23 protein-coding genes are annotated in these 25381 nt (G+C 70.3%); 21 read left to right on the plus strand and 2 right to left on the minus strand.

The window, feature by feature from the left end:
- Positions 1-426: 426 nt before the first annotated feature.
- From mraZ to ftsZ, 15 genes are all read left to right on the plus strand, one after another.
- Positions 427-858, plus strand: coding sequence for a division/cell wall cluster transcriptional repressor MraZ (gene mraZ, locus LXT12_RS09365; protein WP_233391796.1), 432 nt, complete (start codon positions 427-429; stop codon positions 856-858).
- An 11-nt stretch (positions 859-869) separates the two neighbouring features.
- Entirely contained in the window at positions 870-1820 is a 951-nt protein-coding gene (rsmH, locus tag LXT12_RS09370) for a 16S rRNA (cytosine(1402)-N(4))-methyltransferase RsmH (protein WP_233391380.1), read from the plus strand.
- Positions 1821-1824: 4 nt separating this feature from the next.
- On the plus strand, positions 1825-2088 hold the full coding sequence (ftsL, locus tag LXT12_RS09375) for a cell division protein FtsL (protein ID WP_233391383.1): 264 nt from the start codon (positions 1825-1827) through the stop codon (positions 2086-2088).
- Positions 2089-2161: 73 nt separating this feature from the next.
- Entirely contained in the window at positions 2162-3949 is a 1788-nt protein-coding gene (locus tag LXT12_RS09380; RefSeq protein ID WP_233391384.1) for a peptidoglycan D,D-transpeptidase FtsI family protein, read from the plus strand.
- A 152-nt stretch (positions 3950-4101) separates the two neighbouring features.
- Positions 4102-5571 carry a UDP-N-acetylmuramoyl-L-alanyl-D-glutamate--2,6-diaminopimelate ligase gene (locus LXT12_RS09385; RefSeq protein ID WP_233391385.1) on the plus strand — a complete coding sequence of 490 codons (1470 nt, stop codon included), beginning with the start codon at positions 4102-4104 and terminating at the stop codon, positions 5569-5571.
- On the plus strand, positions 5568-6959 hold the full coding sequence (locus LXT12_RS09390) for a UDP-N-acetylmuramoyl-tripeptide--D-alanyl-D-alanine ligase (RefSeq protein WP_233391386.1): 1392 nt from the start codon (positions 5568-5570) through the stop codon (positions 6957-6959). The genes LXT12_RS09385 and LXT12_RS09390 overlap by 4 nt, the downstream gene beginning before the upstream one ends.
- The gene (mraY, locus tag LXT12_RS09395; RefSeq protein WP_233391387.1) at positions 6949-8127 is read left to right on the plus strand and encodes a phospho-N-acetylmuramoyl-pentapeptide-transferase; all 1179 of its coding nucleotides are present in this window, start codon (positions 6949-6951) and stop codon (positions 8125-8127) included. Before LXT12_RS09390 ends, mraY begins: the two co-directional genes overlap by 11 nt.
- Positions 8128-8131: 4 nt before the next feature.
- Positions 8132-9862, plus strand: coding sequence for a Mur ligase family protein (locus LXT12_RS09400; RefSeq protein WP_233391388.1), 1731 nt, complete (start codon positions 8132-8134; stop codon positions 9860-9862).
- A complete protein-coding gene (gene ftsW, locus LXT12_RS09405; protein WP_419964764.1) occupies positions 9859-11103 on the plus strand; it encodes a putative lipid II flippase FtsW in 1245 nt (414 codons plus the stop codon). Before LXT12_RS09400 ends, ftsW begins: the two co-directional genes overlap by 4 nt.
- A gap of 112 nt (positions 11104-11215) precedes the next feature.
- Complete coding sequence (gene murG / locus LXT12_RS09410; RefSeq protein WP_233391390.1) at positions 11216-12298, plus strand: undecaprenyldiphospho-muramoylpentapeptide beta-N-acetylglucosaminyltransferase; 1083 nt, start codon at positions 11216-11218, stop codon at positions 12296-12298.
- A gap of 153 nt (positions 12299-12451) precedes the next feature.
- A complete protein-coding gene (gene murC, locus LXT12_RS09415) occupies positions 12452-13843 on the plus strand; it encodes a UDP-N-acetylmuramate--L-alanine ligase (protein ID WP_233391392.1) in 1392 nt (463 codons plus the stop codon).
- Positions 13840-14817, plus strand: coding sequence for a D-alanine--D-alanine ligase (locus LXT12_RS09420; protein ID WP_233391396.1), 978 nt, complete (start codon positions 13840-13842; stop codon positions 14815-14817). Before murC ends, LXT12_RS09420 begins: the two co-directional genes overlap by 4 nt.
- A gap of 10 nt (positions 14818-14827) precedes the next feature.
- Entirely contained in the window at positions 14828-15646 is an 819-nt protein-coding gene (locus tag LXT12_RS09425; protein WP_233391398.1) for a cell division protein FtsQ/DivIB, read from the plus strand.
- 8 nt (positions 15647-15654) lie between these two features.
- Positions 15655-16884: a cell division protein FtsA gene (ftsA, locus tag LXT12_RS09430; protein ID WP_233391401.1), complete on the plus strand. Its 1230-nt coding sequence runs from the start codon at positions 15655-15657 to the stop codon at positions 16882-16884.
- Positions 16885-16967: 83 nt separating this feature from the next.
- Complete coding sequence (ftsZ, locus tag LXT12_RS09435; protein WP_233391403.1) at positions 16968-18206, plus strand: cell division protein FtsZ; 1239 nt, start codon at positions 16968-16970, stop codon at positions 18204-18206.
- Between the two features lie 66 nt (positions 18207-18272).
- Here the strand turns inward: ftsZ and LXT12_RS09440 are convergent, their stop codons facing one another.
- Both LXT12_RS09440 and LXT12_RS09445 read right to left on the minus strand, forming a co-directional pair.
- Positions 18273-19457 carry a Bcr/CflA family efflux MFS transporter gene (locus LXT12_RS09440; RefSeq protein ID WP_233391405.1) on the minus strand — a complete coding sequence of 395 codons (1185 nt, stop codon included), beginning with the start codon at positions 19455-19457 and terminating at the stop codon, positions 18273-18275.
- On the minus strand, positions 19454-20263 hold the full coding sequence (locus LXT12_RS09445; protein WP_233391407.1) for an alpha/beta fold hydrolase: 810 nt from the start codon (positions 20261-20263) through the stop codon (positions 19454-19456). Before LXT12_RS09445 ends, LXT12_RS09440 begins: the two co-directional genes overlap by 4 nt.
- Positions 20264-20438: 175 nt before the next feature.
- On the opposite strand from LXT12_RS09445, the gene LXT12_RS09450 reads away from it, so the two are divergent.
- From LXT12_RS09450 to LXT12_RS09475, 6 genes are all read left to right on the plus strand, one after another.
- Entirely contained in the window at positions 20439-20999 is a 561-nt protein-coding gene (locus LXT12_RS09450) for a TetR/AcrR family transcriptional regulator (RefSeq protein WP_233391409.1), read from the plus strand.
- An 86-nt stretch (positions 21000-21085) separates the two neighbouring features.
- The gene (locus LXT12_RS09455) at positions 21086-23047 is read left to right on the plus strand and encodes a sensor histidine kinase (protein ID WP_233391411.1); all 1962 of its coding nucleotides are present in this window, start codon (positions 21086-21088) and stop codon (positions 23045-23047) included.
- 18 nt (positions 23048-23065) lie between these two features.
- The gene (lpxC, locus tag LXT12_RS09460; RefSeq protein ID WP_233391412.1) at positions 23066-24001 is read left to right on the plus strand and encodes a UDP-3-O-acyl-N-acetylglucosamine deacetylase; all 936 of its coding nucleotides are present in this window, start codon (positions 23066-23068) and stop codon (positions 23999-24001) included.
- Between the two features lie 6 nt (positions 24002-24007).
- The gene (locus LXT12_RS09465; protein WP_233391413.1) at positions 24008-24718 is read left to right on the plus strand and encodes a nucleotidyltransferase family protein; all 711 of its coding nucleotides are present in this window, start codon (positions 24008-24010) and stop codon (positions 24716-24718) included.
- Positions 24715-24957 (plus strand): hypothetical protein, encoded by a 243-nt coding sequence (locus LXT12_RS09470; protein ID WP_233391414.1) that lies wholly within the window; start codon positions 24715-24717, stop codon positions 24955-24957. Before LXT12_RS09465 ends, LXT12_RS09470 begins: the two co-directional genes overlap by 4 nt.
- On the plus strand, positions 24957-25142 hold the full coding sequence (locus LXT12_RS09475; protein ID WP_233391416.1) for a hypothetical protein: 186 nt from the start codon (positions 24957-24959) through the stop codon (positions 25140-25142). The genes LXT12_RS09470 and LXT12_RS09475 overlap by 1 nt, the downstream gene beginning before the upstream one ends.
- Positions 25143-25381 lie beyond the last annotated feature (239 nt).

Consider the following 25381-nt stretch of genomic DNA (forward strand, 5'->3'; position numbering starts at 1 on the left):
CCTCCTGGGTGACGGGCCGCCGGCTCGCGACGGTGCGAGTGTGCACCGCCTGGCGGCCGGCGATCCGCGCATCCTCAGGCCTCGGACGGTGACGTAACAGTCCGGTGCGACGGAACGCGGGAAGCGGCGGCTGGGCGGCGCCCTCCACTGACCGGACGGGTCGGGGCCGCGCGGTTCATCTTTCGCCGGCGTCCGCATCGATCCGGGGACTAATCCCGACTCCCGCCGGCCCATACTTCAACCGCCACTTCGCAAATACGAAGCAAGTCCTTATTCCTGAACGATATTTTCTGCGTGTACTGTGAATTTCAACAGTCAGTGCTAAGTGCTTGATTTCATTGAAAAAACTTGTGCACGAACTTGACCGGGGCGATGGCCGCGCTTAAAGTGGGGAGAAGTGTCGTTTCGTGGTGAAAAGTGTCGGAAATCGTCTTTCAAGGAGCCTCCAACTTGGCGCTGGACGCCAAGGGGCGCCTGAGCGTTCCCACGCGTCACCGTGAGGTGCTGCAACTGCTCTGCCAGGGGCGGCTGACGGTCACCAAGCATCCGGATGGGTGTCTGATGCTCTTCCCGCGGCCGACGTGGGAGGTGTTCCGCGACAAGGTCGCGGCGCTGCCGATGTCGGCGTCCGGCTGGAAGCGCGTCTTTCTCGGCAATGCGATGGACGTCGAGATCGACTCGGCGTCGCGCGTGCTGATCTCGCCCGAGCTGCGCAGGAGCGCCGGGCTCAAGAACGACGTGATGCTGCTGGGCATGGGCAGCCACTTCGAGCTCTGGGACGCCGAAACCCATGCCGCCCACGAGGCCGAGGTGATGGCCGGCCCGCTGCCCGACGCGCTCAAGGACTTCAGTTTCTGATGGGCGCCGGCATGAACGAGAGCGCCGAGTTCCGCCACACCACCGTGCTGCTGAACGAGGCGGTGGACGGCGTGCTTGCCCGCCCCGATGGCGTCTATGTGGACGGCACGTTCGGGCGGGGCGGCCATTCGCGGGCCCTGCTGGCCCGGCTGGCGCCGCAGGGGCGCCTCATCGGCATCGACCGCGATCCCGAGGCCGTCGCCGCGGCCATGGCCATCGCCGACCCGCGTTTCTCCATCGTCCACGCCGGCTTCGCCGAGATGGCCGAGCGGCTCGGCGCGCTGGGCGTGCACCAGGTGGACGGCGTGCTGCTGGACCTGGGCGTGTCCAGCCCCCAGATCGACAACCCGGAGCGCGGCTTCAGCTTCCGCTTCGACGGCCCGCTCGACATGCGCATGGACACCACGCGTGGCGAGAGCGCGGCGGACTTCCTCGCGCGCGCCGACGAGCGCGAGATCGCACAGGTGATTCGGGACTATGGCGAAGAACGGTTTGCTGGCCAGATTGCAAAGGCGCTTGTTGCTCGCCGGGAAGCCGGTGCGCCGCTCACGCGCACCGACGAGTTGCGCGAACTCGTGGCTCGCACGGTCAAGACCCGCGAACCCGGGCAAGACCCCGCCACGCGCACCTTTCAAGCCCTTCGGATTCATGTCAATCGAGAGCTTGAGCAACTCGAGCAGGGGCTGATCGCGGCCTTGCGGCTGCTCGCTCCCGGAGGCCGGCTCGCCGTCATCAGCTTCCATTCGCTGGAGGACCGCCGCGTCAAGCAGTTCATCGCCGCGCACAGCAAGGCCGAGGTCGACCGCCGGGCGCCCTTCGCGCCGCCGCCGGCCCTGGCCTTGAGGTCCCTGGGCCGCGTGATGCCCGGTGCCGCCGAGGTGGCCGCCAACCCCCGGGCGCGTTCGGCCGTGCTGCGCATCGCCGAGCGCACCGACGCGCCGCTGCCGGCCTCGCTGAGCTGACCGCATGGCCAAGCTCAACCTCGTCCTCATCCTTGCCGTGCTGGCCAGCGGCGTCGTCCTCGTGCACAGCGCCTACGAGTCGCGCCGGCTCTTCGCCGAGCTGGACCGCGCCAAGGCCGACGGCCAGCGCCTGGCCGCCGACGCCGAGCGCCTGGCCGCCGAGCGCCATGCCCAGGCCACCAACCTGCGCGTCGAGCAGGTGGCGCGCGAGCGCCTGGGCATGCGCGTCATCACGCCGTCCGTCGTCGCCTCGGGGGTGAACCCGTGAGCGCAGCGCAGGGCCGCCCCAAGCAAGCTCGCTCCCGCTTGGCGGGACAGGCCGCAGGCCGAAGGGTGCACCCATGAGCCGCCCGGCCAAGCCCGGCGCCCGCTCTCTTGGCTCGGGCCGTGGCGTCAGCTATTCCACGAGCCCGCTGCTCGCCTCCAAGACGCCGCCCTGGCGCTCGCGTTTCCTCGTCGCCCTGGTGGGCCTGGCCTTCCTCGGCCTGCTGGCGCGAGCGGTCTACGTGCAGGTGCTGGCCACTGACTTCTTCCAGAAGCAGGGCGAGGCCCGCTACGCCCACACGCTGGAACTGCCGGCCAGCCGTGGCCGCATCAACGACCGCACCGGCCAGGTGCTGGCGGCCAGCGTGGCCGTGCCGTCGATCTGGGCCATTCCCAAGGAGGTCGACACCGACGCCGACAAGCGCCGCGAGCTGGCCAAGGCGCTGGGCATGGCGCCCAAGGAACTGGAGGCCAAGCTCAACCCCGAGACGCGCTTCGTCTGGCTCAAGCGCCTGGCCGACGACGAGACCGCCGCGCGCGTGAAGGCCATCGGGATCAAGGGCGTCTTCCAGGACCGCGAATACCGCCGCAAGTATCCCGAGGGCGAGGCGGCGGCACACGTGGTCGGCTTCACCAACGTCGAGGACAAGGGCCAGGAGGGCATCGAGCTGGCCTTCCAGAACGAGCTGCAGGGCCGCGACGGTTCGCGCTCCGTCGTGCGCGACCGCCTCGGCCGCGTCGTCGAGGACATCGGCGAACTGGTGCCGGCCGCCAACGGCCACGACGTCGACCTGTCCGTCGATTCCAAGGTGCAGTTCTTCGCCTACCAGCGCATCCGCGACGCGGTCGCCGAGAACAAGGCCAAGGCGGGTTCGGTGGTCGTCCTCGATGCCCTCAGCGGCGAGGTGCTGGCCCTGGCCAACTTCCCGAGCTACGACCCCGGCAACCGCCAGCACCTCTCCGGCGAGCAGCTGCGCAACCGCGCGCTCACCGACGTCTTCGAGCCCGGCTCGACGATGAAGCCCTTCATCGCCGGCCTGGCGATGGAGACCGGCCGCGCCACGCCCGACACCCTGGTGGACACGGGCAACGGCAAATACGCCTTCCAGGGCGCCGTCATCAGCGACACCCACGCCCATGGCGTCATCCCGGTGCGCGACGTCATCAAGTTCTCCAGCAACATCGGCGCCACCAAGCTCGCCATGCAGATGCAGCCGCGCGAGATGCACGAGCTGTTCACCGCCATCGGCCTGGGCCAGCGCCCGCAGATCAGCTTCCCCGGCGCGGTCACCGGCAAGCTGCGGCCCTGGAAGACCTGGCGCCCCATCGAGCAGGCGACGATGAGTTATGGCTACGGCCTGTCGGCCTCGCTCTTCCAGCTGGCGCGCGCCTACACGGTGTTCGCGCGGGATGGCGAGATCATCCCCGTGAGCATGCTGCGCCAGCCGCACGACCATCCGGTGGCGGGCATCCGCGTCTTCAGCCCCAAGGTCACGCAGGACCTGCGCCTGATGCTGCAGGCCGCGGCCGGCCCCGGCGGCACGGCGCCCGAGGCCCAGGTGCCTGGCTACAGCGTCGGCGGCAAGAGCGGCACGGCCTACAAGCAGGAGGGCCGCGGCTATGCCACCCACAAATACCGCTCGTGGTTCGTCGGCATCACGCCCATCAGCAAGCCGCGCATCGTCGTGGCCGTCATGGTCGACGAACCGAGCGCCGGGGCCCACTACGGCGGCCAGGTCGCCGGCCCGGTGTTCAGCCAGGTCGCCGCGCAGACGCTGCGGCTGCTGGGTGTGCAGCCCGACCTCGACGTGAAGAGCCAGATCTTCGCGAACAAGGGCGCCACGTCCACCGAAGAAAGCTTCTAGAACATGACGCCCCCACGTTCGCTTCGCTCACTGCCCCCCGAGGGGGCGTCATCGCCCTTGGGGCGGCCCGGCGCGTCAATGATGCCCCCACGTTCACTTCGCTCACTGCCCCCCGAGGGGGCGCTATCGCCCTTGGGGCGGCCCGGCGGTCGATGATGCTGACCCGCCTCAAATCCCCCGACGCCGCGGCCCGCTGGCTGTCCGAATGGTGCACGGGCACGCTGCGCACCGACAGCCGCCAGGTCCGTCCGGGCGACGCCTTCATCGCCTGGCCAGGCTACGCGCGCGACGGTCGCGAGTACGTCGCGGCGGCCCTGGCCGCGGGCGCGTCCACCTGCCTGGTGGAGGACGGCGACGTCGAGCGCTTCGGCTTCGTCGACGCCCGCGTGGCCTCGCTGCCCGGCCTCAAGGCCCGCACCGGCGAGATCGCCGCGGCCTTCTTCGGCAAGCCGACCGACACGCTGGACGTCATCGCCGTCACCGGCACCAACGGCAAGACCTCCTCCGCCTGGTGGATCGCCCAGGCCTCGGCCCGGCTCGGCCGGCGCTGCGGCGTGGTCGGCACGCTCGGCGTGGGCGAGCCGCCCCGGCTCGACTACAACGGCCTGACCACGCCCGACCCCGTGCTGCTGCAGGCCGCCTTCGCCGCCATGCGTGACCAGGGCTTCGCCGCCTGCGCCATCGAGGCCAGCAGCATCGGCATCGTCGAGGGGCGCCTGGCCGGCACCGCCATCCGCGTCGCGGTGTTCACCAACTTCACCCAGGATCACCTCGACTACCACGGCAGCATGGACGCCTACTGGGCGGCCAAGCGCGCGCTGTTCGACTTCCCGGGCCTGCGCGCCGCCGTCGTCAACCTGGACGATCCCAAGGCGCCGGCCCTGGCCGCCGAACTCACCGGGCTGGACGTCTGGACCACCGGCATCGAGCGCGACGACGCCCGCCTCACGGCCCGCGGCCTGCGCTACACCGGCGACGGCCTGGCCTTCACGCTGCACGAGGGCGGCGACGCCATCGAGGTGCAGACCGGCCTCATCGGCGACTACAACGCCGCCAACCTCCTCGGCGTGGCCGGCGCCCTGCGCGCTCAAGGCGCCGCACTGGCCGACATTGCCCGCGCCCTGGCGGCCGTGACGCCCGTGCCGGGCCGCATGCAGCGCGTGGGCAACGGCCGCGAGCTGCCCCAAGTCGTCGTCGACTACGCGCACACGCCGGACGCGCTGGACAAGGCCTTGTCGGCGCTGCAGGGCCTGGCCCGCGCGCGCGGCGGCGAGCTGGTCTGCGTCTTCGGCTGCGGCGGTGACCGCGACCGGGGCAAGCGCCCGCAGATGGGCGCCATCGCCGCGCGGCTGTCGGGCCGCGTGGTCGTCACCACCGACAACCCGCGGACCGAGGAGCCGGCCCGCATCCTGGCCGACATCGCCGCGGCTGCGCCGGGCGCCACGGTCATCGAGGCCCGCGAGGAGGCCATCCGCGCCGCCATCGCCGAGGCCGGCGCGCGCGACATCGTCCTCATCGCCGGCAAGGGCCACGAGGACTACCAGGAGGTGAACGGCGTGCGCCGGCCCTTCTCCGACGTGGCCGAGGCGCGTGCCTCGCTGCTGGAAAGGGCAGGGCTGTGAACTTTCTCGATCTGGCGCAAGCCCAGGCCCTGCTGCCTGGTTCGACCCTGGTCGGTGACGGCGCCACGGCCTTCGCCCGCGTGCACAGCGACAGCCGCACGCTCAAGGCCGGCGATCTCTTCGTCGCCCTGCGCGGCGAGCGCTTCGACGCCAACGACTTCATCGCCCAGGCCAAGGCCTCGGGCGCCGTGGCGGCCCTGGCCGAACGCGGCTTGGCGGAGGCCGGCCTGCCCGGGCTGCTGGTGCCGGACGCCAAGGCGGCGCTCGGCCAACTGGCCGCGGCCTGGCGGCGCCAGCAGCGCCTGCCCGTCATCGCCGTCACCGGCAGCAATGGCAAGACGACGACCACGCAGATGATCGCCGCCATCCTGCGCGCCTGGGTCGGCGACGACGCGCTGGCCACCGAAGGCAACTACAACAACGACATCGGCGTGCCGCTGACGCTGCTGCGCCTGCGCCATGACGACGAGCGCAGCCACCGCGCCGCCGTCGTCGAGCTGGGCATGAACCACCCCGGCGAGATCGCGCCCCTGGCCGCCATGGCCCAGCCGACCGTGGCCCTGGTCAACAACGCCCAGCGCGAGCACCAGGAGTTCATGGCGACGGTGGAGGCGGTCGCCCGCGAGAACGGCGCCGTCATCGAGGCCCTGGGGCCGAGCGGATGCGCCGTCTTCCCCGCCGAGGACGCCTGCGCGCCGATCTGGTTCGAGCTGGCCGGCAGCCGCCCGCACCTGACCTTCGCCCTGCGTGGCGAGGCCGATGTGACCGGCGCCGCGCAATGGCAGGGGACGCACTGGGCGCTGGAGCTGCACACCCCGGCGGGCAGCGCGCCCGTCGCACTGCGCGTGGCCGGCGAGCACAACGTCCGCAACGCCCTCGCCGCCGCCGCCTGCGCCCTCGCGGCCGGAGCGCCGCTGACCGCCATCGCCGATGGCCTGGAGGCCTTCCGCGCGGTCAAGGGCCGCTCCGAACTCAAGGCCGATGCCCGCGGCCGCGCCCTCATCGACGACAGCTACAACGCCAACCCCGACAGCGTGCGCGCCGCCATCGACGTGCTGGCCGGCCTGCCGGGCGAGGGCTGGCTCATCCTCGGCGACATGGGCGAGGTGGGTGACCAGGGCCCGGCCTTCCACCGCGAGGTCGGGGCCTATGCCGCCGAGCGCGGCATCGCCCACTTCTGGACGGCCGGCCCGGCCGCCCGCGACGCCGCCGCGGCCTACGGCCCGCGCGCCCGCGCCTTCGACACGACGGCCGCGCTGATCGCGGCCCTGACGGAACAACCCAGCGCAGCCCAGGTCCTGGTCAAGGGCTCGCGCTTCATGAAGATGGAACAAGTGGTCGCCGCACTCCAAGAACAACCCCGAACCGGAGCGCCGCATGCTGCTTAGCCTGGCCCAGTGGCTGCAGGGCCTCTACCCCGACCTGGGCTTCCTGCGCATCTTCCAGTACATCACCTTCCGCGCCGTGATGGCGGCCATGACGGCGCTGCTCATCGGCCTGGCCTTCGGGCCCTGGGTGATCCGCCGCCTGACCGAGATGAAGATCGGCCAGCCCATCCGCGCTTATGGCGTGCAGCAGCACCTGGCCAAGAGCGGCACGCCGACGATGGGCGGCGTGCTGGTGCTGATCGGCATCGGCGTCTCGACCCTGCTGTGGTTCGACTGGAGCAACCGCTTCGTCTGGGTGGTGATGCTGGTGACCATGGGCTTCGGCGCCATCGGCTGGGTGGACGACTGGCGCAAGGTCGTCGACAAGAACCCCGAGGGCATGGCCAGCCGCGAGAAGTTCCTGTGGCAGTCCCTCATCGGGCTGTTCGCCGCCATCTACCTGGCCTTCAGTGTGTCCGAGACCTCCTTCCTGGGCGTCGTGCAGCTCTTCATCCGCTGGGTGTCCAGCGGCTTCTCCACCGAGCTGCCGCCCAAGGCCGACCTGCTCATCCCCTTCTTCAAGACCATCAGCATGCCGCTGGGGGTGTGGGGCTTCGTCGCGCTGAGCTATTTCGTCATCGTCGGCACCAGCAACGCGGTGAACTTCACCGACGGCCTCGACGGCCTGGCCATCATGCCCGTCGTGATGGTGGGCTCGGCCCTGGGCCTGTTCGCCTACCTGACCGGCTCGTCGGTGTTCTCCAAGTACCTGCTGCTGCCCTACATCCCGGGCGCCGGCGAGCTGCTCATCTTCTGTGCCGCCATGGCCGGGGCGGGCCTGGCCTTCCTGTGGTTCAACGCCCACCCGGCCCAGGTCTTCATGGGCGACGTCGGCGCGCTGGCCCTGGGCGGGGGCCTCGGCACGCTGGCCGTCATCACGCGCCAGGAAATCGTGCTCGGCATCATGGGCGGCATCTTCGTGGCCGAGGTGCTGTCGGTGATGCTCCAGGTCAGCTGGTTCAAGTTCACGAAGAAGAAATTCGGCGAGGGCCGGCGCATCTTCAAGATGGCGCCGCTGCACCACCATTTCGAGAAGAGCGGCTGGAACGAGACCCAGGTCGTCATCCGCTTCTGGATCATCACCATGCTGCTGTGCCTCATCGGTCTGGCCAGCCTCAAGCTCCGGTGAAGCGATGAAGCTCGACCTGCCGCACTTCCAAGGCCAGCGCGTGCTGGTGCTGGGCCTCGGGGACTCCGGTCTCGCGATGGCCCGCTGGTGCGCGCGCTTCGGGGCGCAGGTGACCGTGTGGGACTCGCGCGAGCAGCCGCCGCAGCGGGCGGCCCTGGGCGACACGGCGGCCTTCATCACCGGCGAGCTGGCCGCCGAGTCGGTGGCCGGCTTCAACGCCATCCTGAAGAGCCCGGGCCTGTCGCCGCTGGACGCGCGGCTGGCTGCCGTCTACGCCCATGGCGCCGCCGTGCGCGGCGAACTCGACCTCTTCGCCGATGCGCTCGCGGCACTGAAGGCCCAGCACGGCTATGCGCCCGCCGTGCTCGCCATCACCGGTACCAACGGCAAGACGACGACCACCTGCATGACCGGCCTGCTGGCGGAACGCGCCGGCAGGCGCGTGGCCATCGCCGGCAACATCGGCCCGACGCTGCTGGACACGCTGACCGAGGCGCTGGCGAAGGAACCCGACCCGGCGCCGGCCGAAGAGACGGCCGCCGAAGCCCTTGCGGACGCCATCGAAGACGCGCCGTCGGAGCCGCCCGCCGAAGAGTCTGCAAAAGAGGCTGCCGAACCCGCCGTCGACGGGGCTGCCGTGCTGCCGGACGAAGAGGCGCCCCTGCCCATAGCCCCGCCACCGCCGCGCGGCCCGGTCTTCGAGACCTTGCCCGAGGTCTGGGTGCTGGAGTTGTCCAGCTTCCAGCTCGACGGCGTCGCCGCCTTCGAGCCCACGGCCGGCGCCGTGCTCAACCTGACGCAGGACCACCTCGACTGGCATGGCGACATGGCCGCCTACGGCCGCGCCAAGACGCGCATCTTCGGCCCGAGTTCAACCAGCCAGGCCGTCATCGTCGTCAACCGCGACGACCCGGCGGTCGAGGCCCTGGTGCCCGCTCCCGTCTTCGTCAAGGGCAGCCGCGGCAAGCCCGGCCGCACGGTGTCGCGCCGCGTGGTGCGCTTCGGCCTGAACCCGCCGACCGCGCCGGGCGACTTCGGCCTGGTGGAAGAGGGCGGCCTGGCCTGGCTGGTGCGCGCCCGCGAGCTGGACCCGACGATCAAGAAGCGCAAGGGCAACGAAGACGAACCGCTCGTCGTGCAGCGCCTCATGCCCGCCGACGCGCTGCGCGTGCGCGGCCGGCATAACGCCGCCAATGCACTGGCCGCGCTGGCCCTGGCCACGGCGGCCGGCTGCGAGCTGGCGCCCATGCTGCACGGCCTGCGCGAGTACCGCGGCGAGCCGCACCGCGTCGAGCCCGTCGGCAGCATCGACGGCGTCGAGTTCTACGACGACTCCAAGGGCACCAACGTCGGCGCCACCGTCGCCGCCATCTCGGGCCTGGGCGCCGACCGTGCCCCGGCCCGGCTCGTGCTCATCCTCGGCGGCGACGGCAAGGGCCAGGACTTCTCGCCCCTGGCCGAGGGCGTGGCCCGCCATGCCCGCGCCGTCGCGCTGATCGGCCGCGACGGGCCGCAGATCGAGGCGGCGCTCGCCGCCACCGGCGTGCCCATGCAGCGCCACGCGACGCTGGAGGCCGCCACGGCCTGGTGCCTGCAGCAGGCGCAAGCCGGCGACAGCGTGCTGCTGTCCCCGGCCTGCGCGAGTCTCGACATGTTCCGCAACTACGCCCACCGCGCCGAGGTCTTCGTCGCCACGGTGCAGCGGCTGGCGGACGAGCGGGGGGTGGCGTTGTGAGCTTCGCGGCCACGCTCCGGCAGCGCTTCTTCGGGAAGGGCGACGGCGAGGACGCCAGCGTGCCCGTGCGCGACTGGGTCTCGACCTCCGCCGGCCGGCCGACGCAGCTGCAGGGCTTCGACATCACCCTGGTCTGGGTCGTGCTCGCGCTGATGGCCTTCGGGCTGCTGATGGTCTATTCGGCCTCCATCGCCCTGCCGGACAACCCGCGCTTCGCCAAATACCTGCCGACCCACTTCCTGACGCGACACATGGTGGCCATCGGCTTCGGGCTGATCGCCGGCCTAATCACCGTGCAGATCCCCGTGTCGGTGTGGGAGCGCTGGGCACCCTGGGTCTTCGTCGCGGCCCTGGTGCTGCTGGTGGCGGTGCTCATTCCCGGCATCGGCAAGGTGGTCTATGGCGCGCGGCGCTGGATCCCGCTGGGCGTCATGAACTTCCAGCCCTCGGAGCTGGCCAAGTTCGGCATCGCCCTCTACGCGGCCAACTACATGATGCGCAAGATGGACGCCCGGGAGAACTTCTTCCAGGCCGTCACGCCCATGGCCATCTCGCTGGCCTTCGTGGGCCTGCTGCTGCTGGCCGAGCCCGACATGGGCGCCTTCATGGTGATCGCGGCCATCGCCATGGGCATCCTTTTCCTCGGCGGCGTCAACGGCAGGATGTTCTTCCTGATCGTCGCCGTGCTGATGGGCGCCTTCGTGCTCATGATCACGCTCAGCGACTTCCGCCGCGAGCGCATCTTCGCCTACCTCAACCCCTGGGACGAGAAGTACGCCCAGGGCAAGGCCTACCAGCTCACGCACAGCCTCATCGCCTTCGGCCGCGGCGAGTGGTTCGGCCAGGGCCTGGGCGGCAGCGTCGAGAAGCTGCACTACCTGCCCGAGGCCCACACCGACTTCCTGCTGGCCGTCATCGGCGAGGAGCTGGGCTTCGCCGGCGTGGCCGTCGTGATCCTCGCCTTCTTCTGGCTGACGCGCCGCTGCTTCCTGATCGGCCGCCAGGCCATCGCCCTGGACCGCGTGTTCGCCGGCCTCTATGCCCAGGGCATGGGCATCTGGATGGGCGGCCAGGCCTTCATCAACATGGGCGTCAACCTCGGGGCCCTGCCCACCAAGGGCCTGACGCTGCCGCTGATGAGCTTCGGCGGCTCGGCCATCCTGATGAACTGCGTTGCTTTGGCAGTGGTGTTGCGGATCGACCTTGAGAACCGGCAAATGATGAGAGGAGGGCGCTCGTGACGCCCAATTTCAAACACAGCCACAGAGGCACAGAGACACAGAGAGCGCGTCATCCCGCTTCCTCTGTGCCTCTGTGCCTCTGTGGCTGTGTTCTTGATGGAAGGTGCAAGCCATGACTCGCCACCTCGTCGTCATGGCGGCCGGCACCGGCGGCCACGTCATTCCCGGCCTGGCGGTTGCCGAGGAGATGCAGCGCCGCGGCTGGACGGTGTCGTGGATCGGCACCCCGCAGGGCATGGAAAACCGGCTGGTGCCGGCGCGAGGCATCGAGATCGATGCGCTGCCTTTCGCCGGCCTGCGCGGCAAGGGCCTGGGTCATGCGCTGCGAGGCATCGTCGGCTTCTTCAAGTCGCTGGGCGCCGCCCGCCGCGTCTACGAGCGGCGGCAGGCGACGGCGGTCCTCGGCATGGGCGGTTATGTCTGCGTGCCGGCAGGCCTGTCGGCGGCGCTATCCGGCCGGCCGCTGATGCTGGTGAATGCCGACGCTGCCATGCTCAAGAGCAACGCGGCGCTCAAGCCCTTCGCCCGGCGCATCGCCTTCGGCTTCGACGGTGCGGCGGCGGCCTCCACGCGCGGCGCCGTCGTCAGCGGCAACCCGGTGCGCGCCGAGATCGAGGCGCTGCCGGCGCCGGCCGAGCGCATGGCCGACCCCGCCCGTGCCCAGGGTCCCCTGCGCCTGCTGGTGCTGGGGGGCTCGCTCGGTGCGCGCGCGCTCAACACCGTGCTGCCCCAGGCCCTGGCCCTGTGGCCGCAGGAGCAGCGGCCCCAGGTGCTGCACCAGTCGGGGCAGGACCATCTCGGCGCCGTCTGGCAGGCCTACACGGACGCCGGCCTGAACGCCGAGGTGCGGCCCTTCATCGACGACATGGCCGCCGCCCTGGCCTGGGCCGACGTCGTCGTCTGCCGGGCGGGTGCCATCACGGTCAGCGAACTGTGTGCGGCGGGCTGCGCGGCGGTGTTGGTGCCGCTGGTGGTGAGCACCACCTCGCACCAGCGCGACAACGCCGTCTTCATGGCCCAGCACGGCGCGGCCATCCACCTGCCGCAGGCGGAGCTGACGGCGCAGAAGCTGCACGAGGTGCTCGGCGGACTGGACCGCGCCGCCCTGCTCGCCATGGCCGAAAAGGCCCGCTCTCTGGCTCGCCCCCGCGCCGCCGCACGCGTGGCCGACGAGATCGAAGGAATGTTGAAGTGAAAACCAAACAAAGCCACGGAGGCACAGAGGCACAGAGGCAGCGGGATGACGGTCTCTCTGTGTCTCCGTGCCTCTGTGGCTGTGTTCCATTGCAGCAAGTCGCATGGCGTTTCACGCGTAACAGGCGCTGCGAGCGCGGGATGGGGAACTGACGTGAAGCACGCGGTTCAGCGACTCCACTTCGTCGGCATCGGCGGCGCCGGCATGAGCGGCATCGCCGAGATCCTGCACAACCTCGGCTTCACGGTCAGCGGCTCGGACGCCGTCGAGAGCGCCACGACCGAGCGGCTGCGCTCGCTCGGCCTGCGCGTGGAGATCGGTCATGCAGCGCCCAACATCGGCGATGCCCAGGCCCTGGTCACCAGCACGGCCGTCGCCGCGGACAACCCCGAGGTGCAGGCCGCACGCGGACGGCAGATCCCCGTCGTGCCGCGCGCCGTGATGCTCGCCGAGCTGATGCGGCTGCGTCGCGGCATCGCCATCGCCGGCACGCACGGCAAGACGACGACCACCTCCCTCGTCACCGCCATCCTCGTCGAGGCGGGCCTGGACCCGACCTTCGTCATCGGCGGCAAGCTCAACGCGGCGGGCGCCAACTCGCGCCTGGGCCGCGGCGAGTTCATCGTCGTCGAGGCCGACGAGAGCGACGCCTCCTTCCTGAAGCTCAGCCCCGTGTTGTCCGTCGTCACCAACATCGACGAGGACCACATGGACACCTATGGCCATTCGGTCGAGAAGCTGCACGAGGCCTTCGTCGAGTTCCTGCACCGCATGCCTTTCTACGGCGCGGCGGTCGTCTGCGCCGACGATCCCGGCGTGCGCGCCATCCTCGGCCGCATCGAGCGGCCGGTGGTGAGCTACGGCCTGTCGGCTGGAGTGAGCGTGCAGGCCGTCGACGTGAAGGCCCTGCCCGGCGCACAGATGCGCTTCACCTGCCGGCGCGAGGGCGCGCCCGACCTCGACGTGCTGCTCAACCTGGCCGGTGAACACAACGTTCGCAATGCGCTGGCGGCCATCGCGGTCGCGATGGAGCTGGACTGCGCGGACGACGCCATCCTGCGGGCGCTGGCCGGCTTCTCCGGCGTGGGCCGGCGCTTCGAGAAACATGGCGAATGGCCAGCCGCCGACGGCGGGCGCTTCGCCTTGATCGACGACTACGGCCACCACCCGGTCGAGATGGCCGCCGTGCTCGCCGCGGCGCGCGGCGCCTATCCCGGACGCCGGCTCGTGCTGGCCTTCCAGCCGCACCGCTACACGCGCACGCGGGATTGCTTCGCCGACTTCGTCCGCGTCATCGGCAGTGCCGACGTGGCGCTGCTGACCGAGGTCTATTCGGCCGGCGAGTCGCCCATCGACGGTGCGACGGGTGCGGCGCTCGCGCGGGCGGTCGGCACGCCGCATTTCGTCGCCCAGGTGGCCGACATGCCGGCCGCGCTCGCGGCCCTGACCCGCGACGGCGACGTCGTCATCGGCATGGGTGCCGGCTCGATGAGCGCCTTGCCGCGGCTCGTCGCCCAGCATTTTTCGCAAGGAGGATCGGCATGACCACGACGACGCCGATCGATCTGGACATCGACGCCCGCGCGCTGGGCAAGGTGGCCGTGCTGTTCGGAGGGCACAGCGCCGAGCGGCCGGTCTCGCTGATGAGCGGCGCCGGTGTGCTCGAGGCGCTGCGCGCCTTCGGCGTCGATGCCCATGGCTTCGACCCCGCGGAGCGCCCGCTGCAGGCGCTCAAGGACGAGGGCTTCGACCGCGCCTTCATCGCCCTGCACGGCCGCGGCGGCGAAGACGGCACGCTGCAAGGTGCGCTCGAATGGCTGGGCATTCCCTACACCGGTTCGGGCGTGACGGCCTCGGGCGTGGCCATGGACAAGACCATGACCAAACGGGTCTGGGCCGCCGAGGGCCTGCCGACGCCGGCCTACCGTGCGCTGTCCCGCGCGGAGCTGACGCGTGAGCGCATTCGCGCCATCCCCGACGAGCTGGGCCTGCCCGTCGTCGTCAAGCCGCCGCACGAGGGCAGCAGCATCGGCATCACCAAGGCGATGGGCTATTCGGACATGCAGGGCGCGGTGGAGCTGGCCCTGGGGTTCGACGACGAGCTGCTGTTCGAGCAATGCATCGAGGGGCCCGAACTCACCTGCGCCGTGCTGGGCGAAGGCGAGGCCGCCGTCGCGCTGCCGGTGGTGGAGATCCGCGCCGAGGCGGGCAACTACGACTTCGAGAACAAGTACCACACCGACACCACGCAATACCTGTTCGGCACGTTGCCCGCGGCGCTGGAGGCCGAGGTCCGGCAACTGGTGCTGCGCGCCTACCACCTGCTCGGCTGCCGCGGCTGGGGTCGCGCCGACCTGATGCTGCGCAAGGCCGACATGAAGCCCTTCCTGCTGGAGATGAACACCAGCCCGGGCATGACCTCGCACTCCCTGGTGCCCAAGGCCGCGCAGGCCGTAGGCATCGACTACCCGCACCTGTGCCTGTGGCTGCTGGCCCAGGCCCGGCTGGATCGCCGCTGACCGACGAGTGATGAATCCAAGCGCCGCGCTGCCCCCCGACGTCCGCCTGATGAATGCGGTGTCGGCGCTGCTCGTGACCGCGCTGCTGGCGACGGCGGCGTGGGCCGCGCTGCGCTGGGCGGTGAGGCTGCCGGTGTTCAACTTCCGCGCCATCCAGGTGGAAGGCGACGTCAGCCGCAACAGCGTCGCCTCGCTGCGCGCCAATGCCCTGCCGCGGCTGCACGGCTCCTTCCTGAGCATGAACCTGCGGGACGGCCGCGCCGCCTTCGAGGCCGTGCCCTGGGTGAGGCATGCCCAGCTGCAGCGCGTCTGGCCCATGAAACTGCGGGTCAACCTCGAGGAGCACCAGGCGGCGGCCTACTGGGAGGCGCGGGTCGACGGCGCCGACGCGGCCACCGAGGCCAGCGCCGAGCGGGCCCTGGTGAACAGCTTCGGCGAAGTCTTCCAGGCCAACCTCGGCGACGTCGAGGACGAGGACCTGCCGGTGCTGGCCGGGCCGGCCAACGCCGCCGCGCCCATGCTGCAGATGTGGCGGGCGCTGTCGCCGGCTGCCGAGAAGCTGGGCGAAAGCATCGAGCGGCTGGACCTCTCCGGCCGCGGCTCCTGGCGCGCCACCTTCGGCAGCGGCGCCGTCGTCGAACTGGGCCGCGGCACCCAGGGCGAGGTCGTCGAGCGTTTCATCCAGTTCACCCGCTCCATCACCCAGGTGACGTCGCAATACCACAGCCCGCTGCTCACGGCCGACCTGCGCCATGTCGATGGCTATGCCGTCAAGCTGCGCGGCGTGACGACGCAAACTCCGGGTAAACCCGCAAATAGAAAACGTTGAGGACGGACATGGCCAAGGAATACAAGGATCTGGTCGTCGGCTTGGATATCGGAACTGCCAAGATCATGGCCGTCGTGGCGGAGGTTTTGGCGGGGGGGGAATTGCGCATCGCCGGCCTCGGTGTGGCGCCGTCGCACGGTCTCAAGCGCGGGGTGGTGGTCAATATCGACGCCACGGTGCAGTCCATCCAGCAGGCCCTTAAGGAGGCCGAAATGATGGCCGACTGCAAGATTTCCCGGGTTTATACGGGGATCACCGGCAGCCATATCCGCGGCCAGAACTCCACGGGCATGGTCATCGTGCGCGACAAGGAGGTCACGCCGGTCGACGTGACCCGTGTCGTCGAAACTGCCAAGGCCATCAATATCCCCAACGACCAGCGCCTGCTGCTGGTCGAGCCGCAGGAATTCGTCATCGACGGCCATGAGGTCAAGGAGCCCATCGGCATGAGCGGCGGCCGGCTGGAGGTCAAGGTCCATATCGTGACCGGCGCGCAAAGTGCCGCTGAAAACATCGTCAAATGCGTGCGCCGCTGCGGCCTGGAGGTCGACCAGCTGGTTTTGAACCCGAGCGCCTCCAGCCATGCCGCCCTCACCGCCGACGAGCGCGACCTGGGGGTTGCCCTCGTGGATATCGGCGCGGGGACGACCGACGTGGCGATATTCACCGGCGGGTCCATCCGGCATACCGCCGTGATTCCCATCGCCGGCGACCTGATCACCAGCGACATCGCCATGGCGCTGCGCACGCCGACCAAGGACGCCGAGGAAATCAAGGTCGAGCACGGCGTGGCCAAGCAACTGCTGGCCGACCCGTCCGACCAGGTGGAGGTGCCCGGGCTGGGCGACCGCAGTCCCCGCATGCTGTCCAAGCAGGCGCTGGCCGGCGTCATCGAGCCGCGGGTCGAGGAAATCTTTTCCCTGGTGCACCAGGTCATCCGCGAAAGCGGATATGAGGAATTGCTGTCGTCAGGCATCGTCCTGACCGGCGGTTCGGCGGTCATGCCAGGGATGGTGGAACTGGCCGAGGATATTTTCCTGAAACCGGTCCGCCGCGGCCTGCCGACCTATTCCGGCGCCCTTTACGACATGGTCGCCAACCCGCGGTCCGCCACCGTCATGGGCCTGCTGGAGGAGGCCCGGCTGTCGCGCACCCGGGGTTTCAAGGCGGCGCAGCAGGCCGGCTCGGTGCAAACCCTCGTCGGGCGGGTCAAGGATTGGTTCATGGGGAATTTCTGACCCCTAAAAAATTCAGGAAAAAGTGTTTCAGCAACTAGTCAATCATTGTGTGCCCGAGGCACAATTGCAGTAGGAGGTTTGATATGCCCATCGAGATGATCGAAGAGTTTGACCAAGGCACCCAAATCAAGGTGATCGGGGTCGGTGGTGGCGGCGGCAACGCCGTTGACCACATGATCGCCCAGGGCGTTCAAGGCGTTGAATTCATCTGCGCGAATACCGACGCGCAGGCGCTGAACCGCTCCAAGGCCGACCAATTGCTGCAACTCGGCTCCACGGGTCTCGGCGCCGGTGCCAAACCCGAAATGGGCCGCGCCGCCGCCGAGGAAGCCGAATCCCGCATCCGCGAATCCATCGCCGGCGCCAATATGCTGTTCATCACCGCCGGCATGGGCGGTGGCACCGGCACGGGTGCGGCGCCGGTGATCGCGCGCGTCGCCAAGGACATGGGCATCCTCACGGTCGGCGTCGTCACCAAGCCCTTCGAGTTCGAAGGCGGCCGGCGCGCCAAGGCGGCCGATGCCGGCCTGGCCGAACTCGAGGCCAATGTCGACTCCCTCATCGTCGTGCTGAACGACAAGCTGCTCGACGTGCTGGGCGACGACGTCACGCAGGATCAGGCCTTCGCGCATGCCAATGACGTGCTGAAGAACGCCGTTGGCGGCATTTCCGACATCATCCACATCCCCGGCCTCGTCAACGTCGACTTCGAGGACGTGAAGACCGTGATGAGCGAGCCGGGCAAGGCCATGATGGGCACGGCCCAGGCCACCGGTCCTGACCGCGCCACCAAGGCCGCCGAGGCGGCGGTCGCCTGCCCGCTGCTGGAGGGCATCGACCTCTCCGGCGCCCGCGGCGTGCTGGTGCTGATCGCCGCGAGCCGCGCCAACTTCAAGCTCAGCGAGTCGCGCAACGCGATGAACGCCATCAAGCGCTATGCCTCCGAAGATGCCCACATCATCTACGGCACGGCCTACGACGAAAGCCTGGGCGACGCCCTGCGTGTGACCGTCATCGCCACGGGCCTGACTGCCGGCCGCGCCCGCCAGCAGGCACCGCTGCAGGTGGTGCAGACCCAGCAGGTGGTGCGCAACGGCACCGACGGCATGCCCGTGCTGACCCAGGCGGTGGCCATGGCCGCCCCGGCCGCCGCGCCGCAAGCCAACGTCGGCCTCGGCCTGGGCGACTTCGCCAACGCCAACGTGCCCAGTGTCTGGCGCCATGGCCGCTCGGGCAGCGCCGCCGCCAAGGTGGAGGCGCTGTCTTCCAACGGCATGGATGAGATCGAGATCCCGGCCTTCCTGCGCAAGCAGGCCGACTGAACGTCGCCGGCTGACAAGACAAAGGGCGAGCCTCGGGCTCGCCCTTTTGCTTTCGAGGCCCGGGTTTCAGGCCGAGTGCGCACGACGCGCCGACACGGGCGGCGGCGCGGCCACCCAGGCCAGCAGGCCGCCGCCGGCCAGCACCAGCGCCAGCGCGGCCATGCGCTCGGTGGGCAGCGTGGCAGCCACCGTCGTCATCGCCGCGGCAGCGGCCATCTGCAGGAAACCCAGCAGGGCGGAAGCCTGGCCGGCCTGGGCCGCGAACGGCGTCAGCGCCAGGGCTGCGCCCGTGGGCGACACCAGGCCCATGCCGAACAGGAAGACGCAGGCCGCGGCGATGAAGCCATAGAGCCCGGCGGCGTTGCCCGTCAGCATCGCCACGCCGCCGGCCAGGGCCAGGGCCGCACCGGCCCGCAGCACGGCGGGGCCGCCCCAGCGCGCCGAGGCGCGCGGCGCGGCATGGCCGGCGGCGAAGACGACGAAGACCGAGGTGGCGAAGAACAGCCCGACCTGCAGCGCGGAGAAGCCGAAGCCTCGCGTCAGCACGAGAGGCGCCGTGCCGAAGAAGGCGAACAAGGCGCCCAGGATGGCCGCCGTCGCCAGCGCGGGCCGCAGGAAGCGCGCGTCCGCCAGCAGGCGGCCATAGCCCAGGGCGAGGTCGCGCGGCGGCTGATGGCGCCGGCGCTCGGCGGGCAGCGTCTCGCCGACGATGCCCGCATAGGCCGCGGCCACCGCCAGCCCGGAGAGCACCAGCACGGCGAACAGGGCGCGCCAGCCCCAGGCCGCCTGCACGAGGCCGCCAAGCAGCGGCGAAAGGCCGGGCGCCGCAGCCATGACCACCATGATGCGGCCGAGCAGGGCGGCAAGCGGTGCGCCTTCGAAGCGGTCGCGCGCCGCAGCACGCGCCAGCACGGAGGCAGCGGCGACGCCGGCCGCCTGCAGCCCGCGTCCGGCCAGCAGCAGCCGCAGGTCGCCGGCGACGGCGCAGACCAGGCTGCCCGCGATGAACACCAGCAGGCCGCCGAGCACCACGGGCCGGCGCCCCAGGCGGTCCGACAGCGGCCCGACGACGAGCTGCGCCAACGCGAACACCGCCAGGAAGAGGCTGAGCACGGCTGTCATGGCGGTTTCGGTCGCGCCCATGGCGCGTGCCATGGCCGGCAGGGCGGGCAGCAGGATGTTGGTGGACAGCGTGGCCAGGGCGGACAGGGCCGCCAGCGTCAGCAGCCAGGGCCGCGGCGGGGCGCTCACGGCGCGTCGCTCTCGGTGATGAAGGCGACGCTGCGCGCGATGACGCCGGCATCGCTCAGCACGCGGCGATGGCCGAGGCCGCTGACGCGTTCGAGGCGGGAGCCGGGCCAGGCCGCGTGCAGAGCCTCCGAGGCGGCGAAGGGAACGGTGCGGTCCTCGGCGTCATGCACGATGAGGCCCGCATGGCGCAGGCCGTGCTGCAGCCGGTCCAGATCGACGTGGGCGATGCGCGTGCCGATGAAGCCCTCGACCCAGCCCGCGAAGGCGGCGGCGTCCGCCGGGCCGAGCCCGTGGGCGGCAGCCAGGCCCTTGACCATGGGCGTCAGCGACGACGGTCCGGCCAGGTGCACGCTGCGCCGCACCTGCAGCCCGTGGGCGAAGGCCAGCAGCGCCGCCGCCGAGCCCATGGAGTGGCCGATGACGGCATGCACCGGGCCGGCCGCGGCCATCACCGCACGCAGCGCCCGGCCGGCGTGGACGACGCTGGCCGCGTGTCCGCTGGAGTCGCCATGGCCCGGCAGGTCGAACAGCGTCACCGAGAAGCCGGCCTCCACCAGCGGGCTGGCGAAACCCAGCAGATGGGCGCCGCGGCTGTTCCAGCCGTGCACGAGGACGACGCGCGGCCCCTGGCCCAGCGTCCAGCGGGCGAGCTTGAGGCCCTCGTGGCGCAGCGGCGGCTCGGCCGCATCGGCCAGCAGCGCCTTCTCCTGCGGGCTCAGCGGCACGCGCTCGGGGGTCGCGAAGGCGTGGCGGGCGGCGGCCAGGTGGCCATCGGCGAGGGCGGGCAGGGTGGCGGCGTCGGTCATGGCGATCTCCTCGTGGGGGCGAAAACGACGGTGTTCTGGAGCTTCATGACCGTCCTTCACTCGACTTATTCATGTCGTTTGACATGAATAGCTTAAATGTCGGCCAACATATAAGATCCGTCAAGCCCCGGGTCGATGCCGACGCAGGGCCTTCCCATCCCTGAAGGAGACCGCCGTGAAGGTGAGCCGTGCCCAAGCCGAAGCCAATCGCGAGCGCATCCTCGACAGCGCCGCCCAGCTGTTCCGGGAGCGGGGCTTCGACGGCATCGGCCTGAACGAACTCATGCAGGCCGCCGGCCTGACGCGCGGCGGCTTCTACGGGCATTTCGAATCCAAGGACGACCTGGCCGCCCAGGCCTGCCGGCGGGCGATGCGGGACGGCCGTGAGCAGTGGAAGCGGCAGCCCGACCGCAGCCTCGCCGCCTGGGTCAAGGCCTATCTGTCCGAGACGCACCGTGACCGGCCGGGCGCTGGCTGCGGGCTGGCGGCGCTGGCCGGCGACGCCGCGCGCGGCGGGCCTGCGCTGCGCGAGGTTTTCGGCGAGGGCGTGGGCAACCTCGTCGCGGTGCTGCAGGAACAGATGCCCGCGGCCACGCCGCCCGAGCGCCGCGAGCAGGCGCTGGCCATGCTGTCGACCATGGTGGGCGCCTTGGTGCTGGCCCGCGCGGTGGGCGATGGGGGGCTGTCGCGCGAACTGCTGGACGCCGCCCGCAAGAACCTGCCCGCTGGCGGCTGAGCGATCCTCGGCCCGGCAGCATGGGCCGGCGCCAACCCCTGTGGCATGCTCGCGCCCCATGTCGACACCTAGAAAGAATCATAGGGATGCTTGAGTTAGGCCCCAGGCTGCGTGGCTGGCTGCTGCTGCTGTGGATCGCGGCGGCGCTGCCCGCGTTCGCGCAACGGCTGCCGCAGCCGAGCACGCGCGCGCCTGGCGATGACTCCGCCCGTGTCGACCTCGCCGTCAGCGCCTGGTCGCGGGCCGACCTGGAATCCTGGTGGGCGGCACTGCGCCAGCACGGCATCACCGGCGGCGACCACCTGCCGCTGCCGCCCGGGCTGGTGCCACCCGAGGACGCCACCGCATGGCGGCCCGTCGCCATGCCGGACGTGCGGGCCCGTCCCGGCGCCGCCATGGTCACCGACACGCGCGGCTACGAGATGCGCTGGTACCGCGTCTACGTGCCGCCCGGCAGCGACGAACCCCAGGCCCTCTACCTGCCGCGTCTGGTGACCCTGTCTGCCGCCGTGCTCGTGCGCACCGAGCAGGGCTGGCAGGTGCTGCTGGACAACCAGAACGCCGAGCGCGAGCAATGGGTGCAGCCCCTGTGGCTGCCACTGCCGGGCAATGCCACGGGGCTGGAACTCGTCGTCGCCCTGCCGGTGCCGGCGGGCAGCTACCACGCCGTCTCGCGCATCTGGGTCGGCCCGCGCGACTCGCTGGAAAAGCGCTGGCTGTGGCGGGTGCGGGCGCAGACCGGGCTGCCGCAGGCCGTCAGCCTCACCCTCGTGGTGCTGGGCGTCTTCGCGGTGATGCTGTGGGTGCGCCGGCCCGACGAGGCCATCTACGGCCTCTTCGCCCTCGGCGCCGCGGCCTGGCTGGTGCGCAACCTGCACTATTACGTCAGCCTGCCAGCCTCGCAGGCCGGGCAGGACTGGTTCTGGTGGGCCACCCACGCCTCCATGGGCTGGGTCATGCTGACGGCGCTGCTCTTCGTGCTGCGCTTTACCGAAAAGCGCGTGGTGTGGCTGGAGCGCTCGCTCATCGGCAGCGTGCTGCTGGTCAGCGTGGTCAGCATGCCGATGTGGCTTCGGCAGCTCGACATGGTCGTCCTGCAGTACGGCGTGACGGCGGCCATCGCCGGCCTGGGCACCGCGTGGGTCGGCTGGCTGGCCTGGAAAAGCCGCTGCACCGAGATGCGCATCATGGCGCTGGCCCTGGCGATCGGGGTGGTCCTGGGCGCCCACGACCTGGCGGTGCTGGCCGGCTGGGCCTGGCCCGAGCATTTCTTCCTGATGCCCGTCGCGACGCTGGTCGTCATGCTGAGCTTCCTGCATGCCATACAGCGCCGTTATGTCGGGACGGTCGAGCAGGTGCAGGCCCAGAACAGCCAGCTCCAGGAGGACCTGGACGAACAGATCTCCGTGCTGCAGGTGCAGAACGCGCAGCTGCGCGAGGCCGAGCGCCAGCAGGCCCTGCTGCTGGAGCGCCAGCGCATCATGGCCGACATGCACGACGGCCTGGGCTCCTCGCTGCTGTCGGCCCTGGTGGCCGTGGAGCAGGGCAACATGTCCCACGAGAAGGTCGTCGAGGTGCTGCGCGAGTGCGTGGACGACCTGCGCCTGGTCATCGACTCGCTCGAGCCCGTCGGGCACGACCTCGTCTCGCTGCTGGCGACCATGCGCTACCGCCTGGGCAAGCGGCTGCAGACCGGCGGCCTCAAGCTCGAATGGGACGTGCAGGACCTGCCGCCCCTGGCGTGGCTGGAGCCGCCCGACGCCCTGCACGTGCTGCGGCTGATGCAGGAGGCGCTGAACAACGTGCTCAAGCATGCCGGCGCCAGCCGCGTGCGCCTGGTCACGCGCCACCATGGCAGCTACGTCGAGATCCGCGTCGAGGACGATGGCGCCGGCTTTGACCTGCAGACCATCCAGCACGGCCGCGGCTTGAAGAGCCAGATCAAGCGCGCCCAGCGCCTGGGCGGCAAGCTGCGCATCGATTCCTCCCCGGGCATGGGCACGCGGCTGTCGCTGCGCTTGCCCGTGGAGAGGCGCGGCCAGGCCTGATCCGGGACAATCCCGGCCATGGTCAAGCAACGCACCCTGAAGTCGATCACGCGCGCCGTCGGCGTGGGCATCCACAGCGGCCAGAAGGTCGAGATGACGCTACGGCCCGCGCCGCCCGACACCGGCATCGTCTTCCGCCGCGTCGACCTCTGTCCGCCGGTGGACATTCCGGTCGGGGTCACCTCGGTCAGCGACACCCGCATGGCCACCACCATCAGCCCCGGTGGCGACCCCGGCGCCCCGCGCGTGCAGACCATCGAGCACCTGCTGTCCGCCTGCGCGGGCCTCGGCCTGGACAACCTCGTCGTGGACATCAACGCCGACGAAGTGCCCGTGCTCGACGGCTCGGCCGCGAGCTTCGTCTTCCTGCTGCAGTCGGCCGGCATCGCCCTGCAGGACGCGCCCAAGCGCTTCCTGAAGGTGAACAAGCCCGTCGAGGTGAGGCAGGGCGAGGGCAAGAAGCTCATGTGGGCGCGGCTGGAGCCCCACCACGGCTACACGCTCAGCTTCGAGATCGAGTTCGACAACCCCGCCGTGGCGGCCACCGGCAGCCGCTTCGTCTTCGACATGGGTTCGGGCAAGTACAAGAAGGAGATCGCCCGCGCCCGCACCTTCGGCATGACGTCGGACATCGACCTGATGCGCTCGCGCGGGCTCACCCTGGGCGGCTCCATGGATAACGCCATCGTCGTGGACGACTACAAGGTGCTCAATGCCGAGGGGCTGCGCTACGACGACGAGTTCGTCAAGCACAAGATCCTCGACGCCATCGGCGACATGCAGGTCGCCGGCATGCCGCTGCTGGCCGCCTACACGTCCTTCAAGGGCGGCCACGCGCTCAACAACAAGCTGCTGCGCGCCCTGCTGGCCGACCCCGAGGCCTACGAGGTCGTCACCTTCGGCGACGAGCGCGAGGCGCCCAAGGGCCTCGCCGAACTTGCGCCGGCCTGGTGAGGCGCGATGGCCTGGAGTGCCAGCCAGATCGATCGGCTCGGCGACCGGCTTCGCAACGCCGTCACCGAGGCTGACCTCCTCCTGCTGGATGACTACCGGAATTCATTCGCCGAGGCGAGTTCCCACGTCCTGACGGTACTGCGCAGGGACTTCCAACTGGAGCCGACGGCGCGGCCGGCCAAGTCCACGCGCGCCATCCTCGCCAAACTGGATCGCGAGGGAACGCGGCTGTCGACCATGCAGGACGTGGCCGGATGCCGTGTCGTCGTGCAAGACCGCCGGCTTCAATGGGCGCATGCCCGGGCCTTGATGGACTGCTTCCCGGAGCATCGGCTGATCGATCGGCTGGCAAGGCCAAGCCACGGCTACCGGGCTCTTCATCTGGTCGTGAAACTGGATGGGCGCTGGGTGGAGATTCAGCTTCGCACCGAACTGCAGCACCTGTGGGCGCAGCTGTGCGAACAGATGGCGGATCGACTGGGTGCTGACATCAAGTACGGCGGCGGCAGCCCGAAGCTGCGGCAGTTGCTCGACGGGCTCTCCGGTGCGGTCGACGTCATCGAGCGGCGAGAAGAGGATCCAAGCGCCATCGACGCGCAAAATACATCCCTCGCGCCGCAGCTATCCTCGTCGTTGATCGCGTTGAATCGACAGGGCCTGCGATCGCTTCTCGAATCCCTCGGGCCATCCATCGACCTCGTCTTGAAGAACGAATGATTTACCTGATCGATTACGACTGGAGAGCCGAGCGCCTGGTCAGCATGCAGGCCTTCGATGACGGGTTGCGGACGCAAGCCGAAGCGGCGCGCCGGGCCCTCGAGGTCCGCCTGCTCAAGGAAAGCCGGGATCGGGAAGTCGTGCTGCTTGAGGCGCTGGACGAGGCGGGCCTTCGCCGGACGCATGGCCGGTACTTCAAGTCGCTCGAAGAGTTGCTGGCCCAGGCGACCCACGGCTGATGCTCATCGCCCGCCTCCTCATCGGCCTGCTGCTCTTTGCGGCCGTCGTCTGCTTCGCCTTCTCCATCGCCACCGGCCAGAAGCGCTGGCGGCGCATGGGCCTCATCATCATGAAGTGGACGCTGCTCGCCGGCCTGGCCTTCTTCGCGGTGCTCATCCTGGAAAGGTTGGCGCTGCTGCTGTGACGCCGTTCACGCCGCGCCGCCCCGCCCCCTCGGCTTGCGGGGATGGCAGGGCCGGGCGCGGCGCCCAGAATCTCCTCACGGTCGCCGATCCGAGTTGAGGCGGCCGAGCCCGAGAACACCAAGAGCCGGGCACCACGCGCGGAGATGGCCGGGGGGCCGGGGAAGCGCCGTGGGTTGGATCGAGAATCCTTGGACAAGGGCCGCTTCCGCGAGGACGCGGCCCTTTTTTTGGCTGGGCC

It is taken from the genome of Pelomonas caseinilytica (assembly GCF_021353235.1).
GTDB lineage: Bacteria > Pseudomonadota > Gammaproteobacteria > Burkholderiales > Burkholderiaceae_C > Pelomonas > Pelomonas caseinilytica.